The 14,649-nt window shown below is 55.3% G+C and carries 13 protein-coding genes; 4 read left to right on the forward strand and 9 right to left on the reverse strand.

Features of this window, described 5'->3' with window-relative positions; translation table 11 throughout:
* Positions 1 to 294: 294 nt before the first annotated feature.
* The 5 genes from nrdD to treR all read right to left on the reverse strand — a co-directional run bounded on the left by nrdD (position 295) and on the right by treR (position 7,390).
* A complete protein-coding gene (nrdD, locus tag L2097_RS15340; RefSeq protein WP_047372027.1) occupies positions 295 to 2,430 on the reverse strand; it encodes an anaerobic ribonucleoside-triphosphate reductase in 2,136 nt (711 codons plus the stop codon).
* A gap of 317 nt (positions 2,431 to 2,747) precedes the next feature.
* The gene (locus tag L2097_RS15345; protein ID WP_250353217.1) at positions 2,748 to 2,939 is read right to left on the reverse strand and encodes a hypothetical protein; all 192 of its coding nucleotides are present in this window, start codon (positions 2,937 to 2,939) and stop codon (positions 2,748 to 2,750) included.
* 243 nt (positions 2,940 to 3,182) lie between these two features.
* Complete coding sequence (gene treC, locus L2097_RS15350) at positions 3,183 to 4,844, reverse strand: alpha,alpha-phosphotrehalase (protein WP_250353218.1); 1,662 nt, start codon at positions 4,842 to 4,844, stop codon at positions 3,183 to 3,185.
* A gap of 48 nt (positions 4,845 to 4,892) precedes the next feature.
* Positions 4,893 to 6,311, reverse strand: coding sequence for a PTS trehalose transporter subunit IIBC (treB, locus tag L2097_RS15355; protein ID WP_047372024.1), 1,419 nt, complete (start codon positions 6,309 to 6,311; stop codon positions 4,893 to 4,895).
* Positions 6,312 to 6,442: 131 nt separating this feature from the next.
* On the reverse strand, positions 6,443 to 7,390 hold the full coding sequence (treR, locus tag L2097_RS15360) for a trehalose operon repressor TreR (protein ID WP_047372023.1): 948 nt from the start codon (positions 7,388 to 7,390) through the stop codon (positions 6,443 to 6,445).
* A gap of 166 nt (positions 7,391 to 7,556) precedes the next feature.
* On the opposite strand from treR, the gene mgtL reads away from it, so the two are divergent.
* Positions 7,557 to 7,607 carry a mgtA regulatory leader peptide MgtL gene (mgtL, locus tag L2097_RS25790; RefSeq protein ID WP_222708289.1) on the forward strand — a complete coding sequence of 17 codons (51 nt, stop codon included), beginning with the start codon at positions 7,557 to 7,559 and terminating at the stop codon, positions 7,605 to 7,607.
* A 262-nt stretch (positions 7,608 to 7,869) separates the two neighbouring features.
* The gene (gene mgtA / locus L2097_RS15365) at positions 7,870 to 10,575 is read left to right on the forward strand and encodes a magnesium-translocating P-type ATPase (RefSeq protein WP_085005213.1); all 2,706 of its coding nucleotides are present in this window, start codon (positions 7,870 to 7,872) and stop codon (positions 10,573 to 10,575) included.
* An 87-nt stretch (positions 10,576 to 10,662) separates the two neighbouring features.
* Here mgtA and ridA read toward each other — a convergent pair whose 3' ends face one another.
* The 4 genes from ridA to pyrL all read right to left on the reverse strand — a co-directional run bounded on the left by ridA (position 10,663) and on the right by pyrL (position 12,691).
* Complete coding sequence (ridA, locus tag L2097_RS15370) at positions 10,663 to 11,049, reverse strand: 2-iminobutanoate/2-iminopropanoate deaminase (protein WP_047372021.1); 387 nt, start codon at positions 11,047 to 11,049, stop codon at positions 10,663 to 10,665.
* Between the two features lie 92 nt (positions 11,050 to 11,141).
* Entirely contained in the window at positions 11,142 to 11,603 is a 462-nt protein-coding gene (gene pyrI, locus L2097_RS15375) for an aspartate carbamoyltransferase regulatory subunit (RefSeq protein WP_047372020.1), read from the reverse strand.
* A gap of 13 nt (positions 11,604 to 11,616) precedes the next feature.
* Complete coding sequence (pyrB, locus tag L2097_RS15380) at positions 11,617 to 12,552, reverse strand: aspartate carbamoyltransferase (protein ID WP_085005214.1); 936 nt, start codon at positions 12,550 to 12,552, stop codon at positions 11,617 to 11,619.
* Positions 12,545 to 12,691, reverse strand: a complete 147-nt coding sequence (gene pyrL / locus L2097_RS15385) for a pyr operon leader peptide (RefSeq protein ID WP_072039708.1) — start codon at positions 12,689 to 12,691, stop codon at positions 12,545 to 12,547. The genes pyrB and pyrL overlap by 8 nt, the downstream gene beginning before the upstream one ends.
* A gap of 275 nt (positions 12,692 to 12,966) precedes the next feature.
* On the opposite strand from pyrL, the gene L2097_RS15395 reads away from it, so the two are divergent.
* Both L2097_RS15395 and L2097_RS15400 read left to right on the forward strand, forming a co-directional pair.
* The gene (locus tag L2097_RS15395; protein WP_250353219.1) at positions 12,967 to 13,419 is read left to right on the forward strand and encodes a YhcH/YjgK/YiaL family protein; all 453 of its coding nucleotides are present in this window, start codon (positions 12,967 to 12,969) and stop codon (positions 13,417 to 13,419) included.
* Between the two features lie 253 nt (positions 13,420 to 13,672).
* Complete coding sequence (locus L2097_RS15400) at positions 13,673 to 14,647, forward strand: SIS domain-containing protein (protein ID WP_250353220.1); 975 nt, start codon at positions 13,673 to 13,675, stop codon at positions 14,645 to 14,647.
* Positions 14,648 to 14,649 lie beyond the last annotated feature (2 nt).

The following is a 14,649-nucleotide window of genomic DNA, read 5'->3' on the forward strand; positions in this document are numbered from 1 at the left end:
TTCGTTTGCCGCCTTGCTACAACGTCAACTGCTTAGAGGAGCTTCCTCGTCGCATTTGGCGCTGTAGCTGTGACATTTTCTGACGGAACACAACACCATGATATCGCGCTCGATCGGTTCCCTCTCCCTTGAGGGAGAGGGTTAGGGTGAGGGGGGTATACACGTCATCCTTCAAACTGCCTCTGCGTTGGCTGCGGTCTTTCACCCCAGTCACGTACTTATGTACGCTCCTGGAGATTCTCTCCCTTGCCGCCTTGATGCATCTTGAATGCTTTTGTGTATAAACCGCCGGGATTAACCGAGCTGCCCGTTCCCCAGATGTTTCACGCGGCGTTTCACTTCTTCCTGCTTCCCGGCGTTAAACGGACGGGCATCCGGGCTGCCAAGATAACCGCATACGCGGCGGGTCACCGACACACGTGCGGCGTCGTGGTTGCCGCATTTCGGGCAGGTAAATCCTTTGCTGGTACACTCAAACTCGCCGGTGAAGCCGCACTCATAGCACTCATCAATCGGCGTGTTGGTACCGTAATACGGCACATGTTGATAGCTGTAATCCCAGACGTCTTCCAGCGCACGCAGGTTGTGCTGGATATTCGGGTACTCGCCGTAGCAAATGAAACCGCCGCTGGCGAGCGGGGGGTACGGCGCTTCGAAATCAATCTTGTCGTACGGGTTTACTTTCTTCTCGACATCAAGGTGGAAGCTGTTGGTGTAATAACCTTTATCCGTAACGCCATCCACCACGCCAAACTCGGCGGTATCCAGCCGACAGAAACGGTCACACAGGTTTTCACTCGGCGTGCTGTAGAGGCTAAAGCCGTAGCCCGTCTCTTCTTTCCACTGATCCACCGCCTGACGCAGACGTTCCACAATCGCCACGCCTTTGGCGCGCAGCGCTTCACTGTCGAACATATGCTCATTGCCGAACAACGCGTTGATGGTTTCGTGGATGCCGATATAGCCCAGGGAGATAGACGCACGGCCATTTTTGAAGATTTCAGAGACATCGTCGTCTGCTTTCAGACGCACGCCGCAGGCCCCTTCCATGTACAAAATTGGCGCCACACGCGCTTTTACCCCTTCCAGGCGGGCGATTCGGGTCATCAGCGCCTTACGTGCCAGCACCAGACGTTCGTCCAGCAGTTTCCAGAACGCGGCTTCGTTGCCTCTGGCTTCCAGCGCGATGCGCGGCAGGTTCAGACTAATGACGCCCAGGTTGTTGCGCCCGTCGTGGATCTGTTCGCCGTTCTCTTCATATACGCCGAGGAAGCTGCGACAGCCCATCGGCGTCTTAAACGAGCCGGTCACTTTCACGACCTGATCGTAATTGAGGATATCCGGGTACATGCGTTTGCTCGCGCACTCCAGCGCCAGCTGTTTGATGTCGTAGTTCGGGTCATCAAACTTATGGTTCAGGCCGTCTTTAATAGCGAACACCAGTTTCGGGAACACGGCGGTTTTACGGTTTTTCCCCAGACCCGCGATACGGTTACGCAGAATGGACTGCTGAATCAGGCGCGATTCCCAACTGGTGCCCAGACCAAAGCCAAAGGTGACGAACGGGGTCTGACCGTTGGCGGTATGCAGCGTATTGACTTCGTATTCCAGTGACTGGAAGGCGTCGTAACACTCTTTTTCGGTGCGGCTGTGCGCGTAACCGTCGGCATCCGGAATCTGCCATTCGTCGGCGACCTTACGGTGTTTGGCAAAGCTTGCAGTGACAAACGGCGCCAGCACTTCGTCGATACGGTTAATGGTCGTGCCGCCGTAAATATGGCTGGCTACCTGCGCGATGATCTGTGCGGTGACCGCAGTGGCGGTAGAGATGGACTTCGGCGGTTCAATCTCCGCGTTACCCATTTTAAAGCCGTGGGTCAGCATGCCTTTCAGGTCGATCAGCATGCAGTTGAACATCGGGAAGAACGGTGAATAGTCGAGATCGTGATAATGGATTTCGCCACGTTCATGCGCCAGTACGACATCGCGCGGCAGCAGGTGCTGACGGGCATAGTGTTTGGCAACGATGCCGGCCAGCAGGTCACGCTGGGTCGGAATGACTTTACTGTCTTTGTTTGCGTTTTCGTTCAGCAGTGCGGAATTGGTCTGTTCCACCAGGCCGCGAATTTCCTGATTCAGGCGGCCCCGTTTTTCACGCGCGATGTCGCGGTCATGGCGATATTCAATATAGGCACGCGCGAGTTGTTTGTGGGAACCGGACATCAGCTGGTTTTCGACAGCGGTCTGGATCTCGCTGATGTCGACCTGCGAACGGTTTTGCATCTGCTGACTGACAATTTCTGCGACGGTGGCGCAATAGTCTGCGTCATCGACTCCCGCTGCTTTAGCTGCACGTAGAATGGCTTCTTTGATGCGCTCTGATTTGAACGGTACTTTCTTACCGTCTCGTTTCATCACATGCGGTGTCATGATCACTCCATATTAAAAACAGGTTATCCACAGAGGTGAGGAATTATTCACTGGAGGTAAGTGTTGTTGCGACAGTGAGTTCCCCGAATCCTGACCCTTGTTATCCACAATTCCGGCCAGCGTCGGTGCCGTTGCTTTGTTGGAATAATAGACGATTAATACAATATGTTGGGTCGGCGTGCATTCTAAGTTCTATATATAGTGATTTGCATCAAACAAGTTTGCGATTTTTTTGATGCAGAACAAAGTAAAAAAGGGAGAGTACAAATGGCGGGCGCTGGCGGCATTGTAAATTCTGCCAAGAAAAATCTGATTAATTATTCAACAAAAACAGTAAGGTAAAATGACTCGCAGACATGCCAGCTCCCCGGTGTCGCTGCGCTAACCGGGGCTACGGGCGGGTAGCCCGGACAAGGCGCCTGCGCCGCCATCCGGGGGTTATTCCCCGGTGTCGCTGCGCTAACCGGGGCTACGGGCGGGTAGCCCGGATAAGGCGCCTGCGCCGCCATCCGGGGGGGGGGCCCCGGTGTTGCTGCGCTAACCGGGGCTACGGGCGGGTAGCCCGGATAAGGCGCCTACGCCGCCTCCGGGGGGTGTTCCCCGGTGTCGCTGCGCTAACCGGGGCTACGGGCGGGCAGCCCGGATAAGGCGCCTGCGCCGCCATCCGGGGGTTATTCCCCGGTGTCGCTGCGCTAACCGGGGCGACGGGCGGGTAGCCCGGATAAGGCGCCTGCGCCGCCATCCGGGGCAGGTCAGTCTTCGGATTGCAGCCACCACACCGCTTCAAACGGACGCAGCGTCATCTCACCGGGCGCCGGAGAAAATTCGGCGTAATTACTCATGATCGGCTGCCACTGTCCAGGCATCTCTTTCGGTTGCCACTGCTGGCACTCGCGGCTCAGGTTTGCCGCGACCACCAGCGTCTGCCCGAGCCACTGACGGCGATAACACCACAGCCATGGATGCGCTGGCAGCAAATCCTCATAATCGCCCCAGGTCAGAATTGGCTGCTCTTTACGCAGGGCTATCAGACGCAGATAGGTATAAAACACAGAATCCGGATCGTTCATCGCCGCCTGCGCGTTAATCTCGTCGCGGTTATCGCACAGGCCAATCCAGGGTTCACCGGTTGTGAACCCGGCATGCTTCTCGCTCGACCATTGCATCGGCGTGCGGCTGTTATCGCGGGATTTACTGGCCAGAATCGCCAGCAGCTCGTCGGCATCGCGCCCGCTGGCCCGCAATTCGGCAAACATATTGTGGCTTTCCACGTCCCGATAATCGGTGATCTGCGCGAAGTGCGGGTTGGTCATCCCAATCTCTTCGCCCTGATAGATATAGGGCGTCCCTTGCATACCGTGCAGCACCATCGCCAGCATTTTGGCGGACGGCACGCGTAGCTCGCCTTCATCGCCAAAGCGCGAGACAATGCGCGGCTGGTCATGGTTACACCAGAACAACGCATTCCACGCTACCTTGTGCATCCCCTGCTGCCAGTGATTAAACAGCGCTTTGAGCGCCACAAAATCTGGCCTGGCCTGGGTCCATTTCTTGCCGCCGGGATAGTCCACTTTCAGATGGTGGAAGTTGAACGTCATCGACAGTTCGCGCCCGTCCAGCGCGGCATATTGCTTACAATGTTCCAGCGAGGTCGATGACATCTCGCCCACCGTCATCAGATTACGCGGCTGGAAAACATCCCGACTCATCTCCTGCAAGAATTCGTGGGCACGTGGCCCGTCGGTATAAAAACGGCGTCCGTCACCCTCATGATCGTCCGGGAAATCCTGATCTTTGGAGATCAGATTGACCACATCCAGACGTAAACCGTCCACGCCGCGATCGGCCCAGAATTCACAAACCTTTTTCAGCTCGCGGCGTACCGCTGGGTTTTCCCAGTTCAGATCCGCCTGCTCCGGCGCAAAGAGGTGCAGATAGTACTGCTCACTTGCCGCATGCCAGCGCCAGGCGTTGCCGCCAAACTTCGAGCGCCAGTTATTGGGAAGTTCATCCGGTGTGCCATCGCGCCAGATATAAAAACTGCGGTACGGGCTGGCGGGATCCTGAGACTCACGAAACCAGGCATGCTGCGTGGAGGTGTGGTTAAGCACCATGTCCAGCACCAGGCGAATGCCGCGCGCTTTGGCCTGGGCGACCAGCTCATCAAAATCTTCCAGCGTACCGTAGAGCGGGTCGATAGCGGTGTAATTAGCGACATCGTAGCCGTTATCCACCTGCGGTGAGATATAAAACGGTGTCAGCCAGATGGCATCTACGCCGAGGGTTTTCAGGTAATCGAGGCGCATAATCACGCCGCGCAAATCGCCCGTGCCGCTGCCTGTCGTGTCCTGAAAACTTTTTGGATAGATCTGGTAGATGACGCCGTTTTGCCACCAGTGAGGAAGGGTATTCATAGTGATTTCCTGGTAAAAGCGAAGGGGCGCAATGGCGCCCCAAAAAAGTTACACAATCTGCAGCGTGCCCTGGCGGAACTTACGCTGATAAACCACCGTGGTCAGCGCCATCGGCACAATAATCGCTACCGCCATCGCCAGTGCGAATACCTGCCAGTAAGAGGGCTGAATGGAGAGGATGCCCGGCAGGCCGCCGACACCGATGCCGTTTGCCAGCACGCCGTTCAGGCCACATAGCAGCCCGGCAAGGCCGGAGCCTACCATCGCGCAGAGCATCGGAAAGCGGTATTTCAAGTTGATGCCGTACATTGCCGGTTCGGTCACGCCGAGATAGGCCGCAATGGCCGCCGGGACGGAGATTTCACGCTCGTTCTGTTTACGGCTGATAATAATGATCCCGGTTACCGCCGATGCCTGAGCAATGTTAGAGAGCGCAATCAGCGGCCACACAGGGGTGCCGCCCATGCTCTGAATCATCTGCATATCGATGGCAAGCGTCGTCTGGTGTACGCCGGTGATGACCAGGGGAGCATAGAGGAAACCAAACAACGCCGCGCCAATGGGCGCAAAGCTGCCGGTCATCAGGTGGCGTACCGCGAAGGCCACGCCATCGCCAATCATACGACCGAACGGGCCGATAAAGGCATGAGCGAGGAACACGGCGAGCAGCAGAGAACAGACCGGGACAACCACCAGATAGAGGTAATCCGGCACCCATTTTTTGAGGCGTGTTTCAATCACGCCCAGCGCCAGACCGGCCAGCAGGGCAGGGATAACCTGGGCCTGATAGCCCACTTTGGCGATACTGAACAGTCCGAAGTTCCATACTTCCGGCACCTGGGAGCCGAGCAGATAGGCGTTCATCAACTGTGGGGAGACGAGGGTCACGCCCAGCACGATCCCGAGGATCGGCGTGCCGCCCATTTTGCGCACCGCCGACCAGCAGATGCCTACCGGCAGATAGAAGAAGATCGCCTCGCCAATCAGCCACAGAAAGTCGTAAACGGTTTTGAGACCGGGATACATCTGAGCCAGCGTCTGGCCGTTGCTCATCGGCAGATCGCCAATAACATTACGGAAGCCGAGGATCAAACCGCCGCTGATCAGCGCCGGCAATAGCGGGAAGAAGATCTCGGCAAAGTGCGAGATCAACTGTTCATGCCATTTCATATTCTGGCGCGCCGCGCGCTTGATCTGCTCTTTATCGGCAGAGGCCTGGCCGATGGCACCGATCAGTGCCTGATACCAGTCGCCGACGTCAGTACCAATAACGACCTGAAACTGCCCGGCGTTGGTAAAGCAGCCTTTGACCATCGGCAATGTTTCGATGGTTTTCGGGTCAGCTTTGTCCGGTGCGTTCAGGACAAAACGCAGGCGGGTGATGCAATGACTCACCGTAGCGATGTTTTCACGTCCGCCGACCAATTCAATAAGCCTGGCGAGATCCTCTTGTCTGACTTTGCTCATCGTGATGCCCCACTGAGAGAAATAATGACTGCTGATGAATGTGCGCAAGCATATCTAGTGGTTCAGTAACTGAAAATGGGAACGTTCCCGAAACCAAGCGAAGATCACAATAAACCGTGCGGGAGGGGAACTCAGGCGAGGTGGGCGGGGATCACGATTTGGCGTGGATCGGTGCGACCATTTACCTGATCGATCAGCTGTGCTGCGGCCTGGCGGCCTGCTTCGGCATAGCCGGGATCAACGGTGACGATCTCCGGGTGGAGAAATTTCATGAGCGGCGTATTCCCCACACTCGCCAGCTGCAAATTATCAATGCGCTGTTCCTGTAGATACTTGCTGGCCCCCAGGGCAAGGGTATCCGTAGCACAGAGCAGGGCGCTGGTGTCAGGCGTCAACACGCTGGCGACGTTTTCGTAGCCGTGTTTCATCGCGAGACCCGGCAAAATGAAGTGGGGGTGGAGTTGATGGCGTTCGCAAAACGCCATATAGGCCTCGTGGCGACGCTTGCCAGTAGTAATGTCGCTGTGGGGCACGCCAATAAAACTGATGTGGCGATGACCCTGATCGTAAAGATTTTGCATCAGCAGATTGATGGCCCCTTCGTCGTCATAGCAGACAGAGGCGAACCCTTTGGCGTCCCGCGCCAGCAAGACCAGCGAGGCGCGCCAGGACGATAACAGCGTCTCTGTCACGCCCGTAAAGCCAAACAGCACCACGCCATCAATATTGCGGCGACGTAGCATATGCAGGTGCTCTTCGACCATATCCGGCGAGAACTGGCTTTCCATCATGATCGGGTCATAACCCTGTTCATAGAAAGCCGGGAGCATGGTCTGGACGGCAAGGTTTTCCGAAAGGGAGTCGAGACGGGAGACAATAATGGCCACCACTTTATCGCTCTGACCGCGCATGGCGCGTGCGGAACGGGAAGGTGAAAAACCGTGTTGATTGACCACCGCTTCCACGCGTTCGCGGGTACGTTCACTCACACCGCTTTCATTATTCAGCACGCGAGACACCGTTGATTTCCCAACGCCACTTAAACGCGCAATATCTTTGATCGTCAGCCGGTTTTGCATGCGTCCTGTCCTGTTCCTCTTCAAGGCGGATAGCAGAATAAAGAAAGTTTGGTGAGGACTCAACCAAACGACAATGGGTAAAGTCTGGTTTACGTTCGGTTTAATTCACCGGAGTTATAATAGCGGCGCTTGAGATAGTTCCCTTTTCACCCTTACCGGAGGTTTTATGGACCCTGATCCCGCACCTCTCCCACGACGGAGATACTCTTTCCGGTAAGCCCGCCTTTGCTGCCTTACCGGAAACGTAAGGCAGTGACGCAAGACGTCCCTGCATAACTGAAAACGCCTGCTGGCGCGGATGCTCCGTGCCCACGGCAATGCACAAAATCATTCGCGATGTGTCGAGGCAGCAAGACTGGGCATCGCCGGGATGCTTATTGAGGTAAGTGACCGGTGTGAACAGGGGAAGCCAACGAAGAGACTGCGTGGATGATGGCGTGTAGTGGCACCCGCGTGATGCGGGGGCAAGGATGACTACTATGTTCAAAAATATCACCCGACTCCTGGCCCGGCTTAACCGCCACTTACCTCGCCGTCTCGTGCAGCGTGACCCGCTGCCTGACGCCGCAAATATTCAACACGTCGACGTCCCGGCCTCGTTAAGCGATCGCTGCCTGGCCCTGTCGACGATGGAACTCGCCGAACTGTGGCAACAACTCAACAGCCATCCGGAAGGGCTGAATGAAAAAGAGGTGCAGGACGCACGGGAACAACACGGTGTTAACCAGATCCCAGGGCAGCGTCCGGTGCCCTGGTGGGGTCACCTGTGGTCCTGCTATCGCAACCCGTTTAACCTGCTGCTGACCTGTCTGGGGATTTTCTCCTACGCGTCTGAAGACCTGTTCGCCGCCGGTGTGATTGCGCTAATGGTCGCCATCTCGACTTTCCTGAACTTTATTCAGGAAGCGCGATCCACCAAAGCGGCGGATGCGCTCAAGGCGATGGTCAGCAATACTGCAACGGTGCTGCGTGTAGCCAATGAGCAGGGGGAAAACCGCTGGATGGAGATCCCGCTCGACCAACTGGTTCCTGGCGATATCGTCAAACTGGCGGCAGGCGACATGATCCCGGCTGACCTGCGTGTGGTGCAGGCGCGCGACCTGTTCGTGGCACAGGCGTCGCTGACCGGCGAATCCCTGCCAGTAGAAAAAGTGGCAAAAACCCGCACAGCGGATCAGACCAACCCGCTGGAAAGCGACACCCTCTGTTTTATGGGCACCAACGTGGTGAGCGGTACGGCGCAGGCGGTGGTCATCGCCACGGGCGGCAACACCTGGTTTGGGCAACTGGCCGGGCGCGTGAGCGAGCAAGAGAGCGAGCCGAATGCGTTCCAGAAAGGGATTGGCCGCGTCAGTATGTTGCTTATCCGCTTTATGATGGTAATGACGCCAGTAGTATTGTTGATTAATGGCTTCACCAAAGGTGACTGGTGGGAAGCGGCGCTGTTTTCGCTCTCGGTTGCCGTGGGGCTGACGCCGGAAATGCTGCCGATGATCGTCACCTCTACCCTGGCTCGCGGGGCGGTGAAATTGTCGAAACAGAAAGTGATCGTCAAGCATCTGGATGCGATTCAAAACTTTGGCGCCATGGACATCCTGTGTACCGACAAAACCGGTACGTTAACGCAGGATAAAATCGTGCTGGAAAACCACACGGATATCGCCGGTAAAGTCAGCGAACGGGTGCTGCACTGTGCGTGGCTGAATAGCCACTATCAGACGGGGTTAAAAAACCTGCTTGATACGGCGGTGCTGGAAGGGGTGGACGCGGAAGCCGCACGCACGCTCTCTACCCGCTGGCAGAAAATTGACGAGATCCCTTTCGATTTCGAGCGTCGCCGCATGTCGGTCGTGGTCGCTGAAAACGCAGATGCCCATCAACTGATTTGCAAAGGGGCATTGCAGGAGATCCTCAACGTTTGCAGCCAGGTACGTTACAACGGCGACATCGTGCCGCTGGATGAAACCATGTTGCGCCGTATTCAGCGCGTCACCGAAACGCAGAACCGCCAGGGGTTGCGGGTGGTGGCGGTGGCAACCAAATATCTCCCAGCACGCAGCGGTGATTACCATCGCGTGGACGAATCCGACCTGATCCTGGAAGGCTATATTGCATTCCTCGATCCGCCGAAAGAAACCACGGCGCCGGCGCTGAAAGCGCTGAAAGCCAGCGGCGTGACGGTGAAAATTTTGACCGGCGATAGCGAGCTGGTGGCGGCGAAAGTCTGCCTGGAAGTCGGGCTGGATGTGGGCGAGGTGGTGACGGGCAATCAAATTGAGCATCTGGGTGATGACGAACTGGCGGCGCTGGCGAAACGTACCACGTTGTTTGCGCGCCTGACGCCGATGCATAAAGAACGCATTGTGACCCTGCTGCGTCGTGAAGGGCATGTGGTGGGCTTTATGGGCGACGGCATCAACGACGCGCCGGCGTTGCGCGCGGCGGATATCGGTATTTCCGTTGATGGCGCGGTGGATATTGCCCGTGAAGCGGCCGATATCATCCTGCTGGAAAAAAGCCTGATGGTGCTGGAAGAGGGGGTTATTGAAGGGCGTAAAACCTTCGCTAACATGCTGAAATACATCAAAATGACGGCCAGTTCTAACTTTGGTAACGTGTTCAGCGTGCTGGTGGCGAGCGCCTTCCTGCCGTTCCTGCCCATGTTGCCGTTACACTTGCTGATTCAGAACCTGCTTTATGATGTATCCCAGGTGGCGATTCCGTTTGATAACGTTGATGATGAGCAGATTCGTCAACCGCAGCGCTGGAACCCTGCCGATCTCGGTCGCTTTATGATCTTTTTCGGTCCGATCAGCTCCATTTTCGATATTCTGACATTTTGCGTTATGTGGTGGGTATTTAAGGCGAATGTGCCGGAAGCCCAGACGCTGTTCCAGTCGGGCTGGTTTGTGGAAGGGCTACTGTCGCAGACGCTGATTGTGCATATGATCCGTACTCGCCGCGTGCCGTTTATTCAAAGCCGCGCCGCCTGGCCGCTGATCATGATGACGGTGATGGTGATTCTGGTAGGGATAGCGCTACCGTTCTCGCCACTGGCAAGCTATCTGCAACTGCAGGCATTACCGCTTTCTTACTTCCCGTGGCTGATTGCGATCCTCGCCGGATATATGACGTTGACGCAGATGGTGAAAGGCTTTTACAGCCGCAGGTATGGCTGGCAGTAAGTGATAAAAGCATCCCCGGTGGCGCTGTCGCTTACCGGGGCTACGTGGTAGCCCGGATAAGGCGCTTGCGCCGCATCCGGGAAAACCTTAGCGACGTACGGCAATCGCTTCGATTTCAATCTTCACATCTTTCGGCAGGCGCGCCACTTCTACGCAGGAACGCGCCGGGAAGGTGGCTTTGTGCTCAGTAAAGAATGCTTCGTAGGTCGCGTTAACGGTCGCGAAGTCGTTCAGATCTTTCACGAACACCGTTGTTTTCACGATATCACCCACGTTAAGACCTGCGGCTTCCACGATAGCTTTCACGTTTTCCAGCGACTGACGCGCCTGGGCAGAAACGTCTTCCGGCACGCTACCGGTTTTCGGATCAACCGGGATCTGACCGGAAGTGATGATCATGCTGCCAAGATCAACACCCTGTACATAAGGGCCGATTGCTGCTGGTGCATTTTCCGTCGCGATAGTTTTAGTCATGATTTCTCCTGAATTACAGCGGTAATAAGGTCGGGGCTCATTATATACATGAGTAACAGGTGTGTCGCACCAGGCGTACACACCTGCATTCATTACCCTGCCAGTACCACAGAATGCGAAAATTCTTTTTCACAGTATTTGCATTTCAGGGCGATATCGTGCGGGCGTTTTTTCACCGCGAAGCTGGAAGAGACCGGCTCAGCGTGGCTGATGCAGTTGCTGTTCGGGCAGACCAGCACGCTGTCGATACGATCTGGCAGATTTGGATGAGACTTGCTTACCACTTCGTAATTGTCGATGCGGTTCACCGTCGCCTGCGGGGCATACAGCGCCAGTTGGTTTACCTGCTCATCCGTCAGGAAAGTATTTTCGATTTTGATCAGGTCCTTGCGGCCCATTTCGCCTGACGGCAGATTCAGACCGATAGTGATGCGCTGCTCGGTTTCCGTCAGTTTAAACAGCGTCAGCAGCTTAAAGCCCACCTGCGCCGGAATGTGGTCAATCACGGTACCGCGATTAATCGCTTCGACCTGGAGTTTGTTGTCGTGTGTCATTGTCGTTTTCCCCTTACTGCGCCAAATCACTATTCAGAACCAGTGCCAGCAATGCCTGACGCGCAAAGATGCCGTTACCGGCCTGCTGGAAATACCAGGCGTGCGGCGTCTTATCCACGTCGGTGGTGATCTCATCCACACGCGGCAGCGGGTGCAGCACTTTCATGTTGCTGCGTGCGCCGACCAGGTCGTTAGCACGCAGGATGAACTGGGCCTTCACGCTGGCGTACTCGGACGGATCCAGGCGCTCTTTCTGCACGCGTGTCATATACAGAATATCGACCTCAGCCATCACCTCTTCGATGCTGGCGTGAAGGCTCCAGGTCAGTCCTTTCTCATCGAGCATATCCAGAATGTACTGTGGCATGGCCAGCGCATCCGGGGCGATAAAGTAGAAGCGGTTGCCGTTAAACTTTGCCAGCGCCTGCGCCAGTGAGTGCACGGTGCGACCATATTTCAGGTCGCCGACCATCGCGATGTTGAGGTTCTCCAGACGGCCCTGGGTTTCCTGAATGGTAAACAGATCCAGCAGGGTCTGCGTCGGGTGCTGATTAGCGCCGTCGCCCGCGTTCAGAACAGGAATGCCGCCGGAAAACTCGGTCGCCAGACGGGCGGCCCCCTCCTGCGGGTGGCGCATCACAATCGCATCCACGTAGGTGCTGATCACTGAAATCGTGTCCGCCAGCGTTTCGCCCTTCTTACCGAGCGAGGTGTTGCTACTGTCAGAGAAGCCCACCACGCTCGCCCCCAGGCGATGCATGGACGTTTCAAACGACAGGCGGGTACGCGTTGAAGCTTCAAAGAAGCAGCTGGCGATCACTTTGTGCTTGAGTAACTCCGGCTGCGGGTTGGCTTTCAGTCGGGCTGCCGTGTTCAGCACCAGTTCAAGTTCTTCGCGGCTGAGATCGTTTATGGAAATGATATGTTTTTGATATAGCGGGTTAGCCATGTTTATCTCCTGACGACTGCGCAAAAAAAAGCCCCTCAATAGAGGGGCTGTGGAATGGGGTGGGCAACGGGAAGAAAAACGGCAGGCCTGCGTCTTTTTTCAGACGCCCAGGGACATTATGTCGAACACACTGGACCATGCTTCCTCCCGGCAAATTGTCCGCGATTATACTCAGCTACTTTTCGGTTTCAAGCGATTAATGCAATATTTGCGTCAGGCAATCGGTTTATCTGCATATAAATGCATAAATAATAAATAACTAATTAATTTGCGAACGTGGGAATAGTTGTACTGCCACTCTGGCGGAATAAACATGCGCAAGCGCAACTCTTCGCTAAAAAGGGGTGGTGAGCATCGGCATTTTTCCGTATAAAAGCTAAAAATGAAACGATGTTTTATCTTAAGGAGATAGTTATGATCGTTGGCAACATTCACCACTTACAAAGCTGGTTGCCGGAAGAACTGCGCCAGGCCATTGAACACGTTAAAGCCCATGTGTCGGATGCAACCCCGACAGGGAAGCATGATATTGACGGCAACAACCTGTTTTATCTGGTTTCGGAAGATATGACACAGCCGTTTGCCGAGCGTCGCGCCGAATATCACGCCCGTTATCTGGATATCCAGATTGTACTGAAAGGCCAGGAAGGGATGACATTCAGTACTCTGCCTGCGGGCGAGCCTGACACCGACTGGCTGGCGGATAAAGATATCGCGTTCCTGCCGGAAGGCGGTCAGGAAAAAACCGTGGTACTGAGCGAAGGGGATTTTGTGGTGTTCTACCCAGGTGAAGTCCATAAACCGCTGTGCGCCGTGGGTGCGCCCGCACAGGTGCGTAAAGTGGTGGTGAAGGTGTTGATAGCGTAACGCGGGATGGCCCGGGTAAGCGGATGCGCACCCGGGAAAACTTCCGACCCCCACGTTCACCTCTTATTCGGGGCGACACAAGCCGTACACCAAACGCGTCTTACTTCCCGCTCTCCACTCCTGCCTTGCCTCCTCTTCCCCCCCTCTCATGGTGAAAATATGATGGCGATCTCATTAATACGTATTATAACGTATTAATGTTATCCCGAATTCAACGTCCATGCGTCTAACTTATATGGAGATTTTCAACTTTATGAATATCAAAGAAATTATTGAAAAACTGGCGGTCAATGTTAAAGACAATGGCGGGATTCGCCAGGTATTTCTGGTGGCATGTGGCGGTTCGCTGGTGGATATGTATCCGGCAAAATACTTCTTCGACAGCGAAGCCACCACGCTGCATGTGGGCATGTACACCGCGAATGAGTTTGTTTATGCCACCCCGAAAACCCTCAGTGAAAACTCACTGGTCATTGTTTGTTCGCACGGCGGCAATACGCCGGAATCGGTCGCTGCGGCAAAACTGGCGCGTGCGAACCAGGCGCAAACCGTGACCCTGACCCACAACGAACAGGCAAAGCTTATTCAGCACGGCAGCCATAACATTCTGTATGCCTGGGGCAACGACACCAATGTCGTTGATAACCCGATGGCGATTATCCTCAGCCTGTGCGTCGAGGTACTACATCAGGTGGAAGGGTATGCGGCTTATACGGATTTTCAGCACGGCATGGAACAAATCAATGGCGTTATTGCAAAGGCTCGTCAGCAGGTGGCTGACCGCTGCCAGCGCTTTGCCCGTCGTTATCAGGACGAAACATTATTTTATATCCTTTCCAGCGGCGCATCCTACGGCCATGCTTACGGCTTCGCTATCTGCTCATTAATGGAGATGCAGTGGCTGCATGCGGCGCCCATTCACTCCGGTGAATATTTCCACGGACCGTTTGAAGTGACCGATAAAGAGACGCCCTTTATCTTACTGATGAATGAAGGTCGCACCCGTGTGATGGATGAACGGGTTAACGCTTTCCTTTCCACTTACGCAGAAAAAGTGGAAGTGGTCGATGCAAAAGAGCTGGGTATTGGCGTGCTCCCTCCTCGCGTCGTGGAGTTCTTTAACCCGGTGCTGTTCTACAGCATTATGTGTGAATATCGTTCAGCGCTGGCGGATATTCGTCAACACCCGTTGGAAACACGTCGCTACATGGGACAGGTTGCGTATTAAGG

Source organism: Citrobacter sp. MNAZ 1397 (assembly GCF_023613995.1).
Lineage (GTDB): Bacteria > Pseudomonadota > Gammaproteobacteria > Enterobacterales > Enterobacteriaceae > Phytobacter > Phytobacter ursingii.

Excerpts from the sequence above, each read along its gene's own strand:
- treR (WP_047372023.1), bottom strand. The coding sequence starts at position 7,390 with ATGCAAAACCGGCTGACGATCAAAGATATTGCGCGTTTAAGTGGCGTT.
- L2097_RS15395 (WP_250353219.1), top strand. The coding sequence starts at position 12,967 with ATGATCGTTGGCAACATTCACCACTTACAAAGCTGGTTGCCGGAAGAA.
- mgtA (WP_085005213.1), top strand. The coding sequence starts at position 7,870 with ATGTTCAAAAATATCACCCGACTCCTGGCCCGGCTTAACCGCCACTTA.
- ridA (WP_047372021.1), bottom strand. The coding sequence starts at position 11,049 with ATGACTAAAACTATCGCGACGGAAAATGCACCAGCAGCAATCGGCCCT.
- pyrL (WP_072039708.1), bottom strand. The coding sequence starts at position 12,691 with ATGGTCCAGTGTGTTCGACATAATGTCCCTGGGCGTCTGAAAAAAGAC.
- treB (WP_047372024.1), bottom strand. The coding sequence starts at position 6,311 with ATGAGCAAAGTCAGACAAGAGGATCTCGCCAGGCTTATTGAATTGGTC.
- treC (WP_250353218.1), bottom strand. The coding sequence starts at position 4,844 with ATGAATACCCTTCCTCACTGGTGGCAAAACGGCGTCATCTACCAGATC.
- pyrI (WP_047372020.1), bottom strand. The coding sequence starts at position 11,603 with ATGACACACGACAACAAACTCCAGGTCGAAGCGATTAATCGCGGTACC.
- L2097_RS15400 (WP_250353220.1), top strand. The coding sequence starts at position 13,673 with ATGAATATCAAAGAAATTATTGAAAAACTGGCGGTCAATGTTAAAGAC.
- nrdD (WP_047372027.1), bottom strand. The coding sequence starts at position 2,430 with ATGACACCGCATGTGATGAAACGAGACGGTAAGAAAGTACCGTTCAAA.
- L2097_RS15345 (WP_250353217.1), bottom strand. The coding sequence starts at position 2,939 with ATGGCGGCGCAGGCGCCTTATCCGGGCTACCCGCCCGTAGCCCCGGTT.
- pyrB (WP_085005214.1), bottom strand. The coding sequence starts at position 12,552 with ATGGCTAACCCGCTATATCAAAAACATATCATTTCCATAAACGATCTC.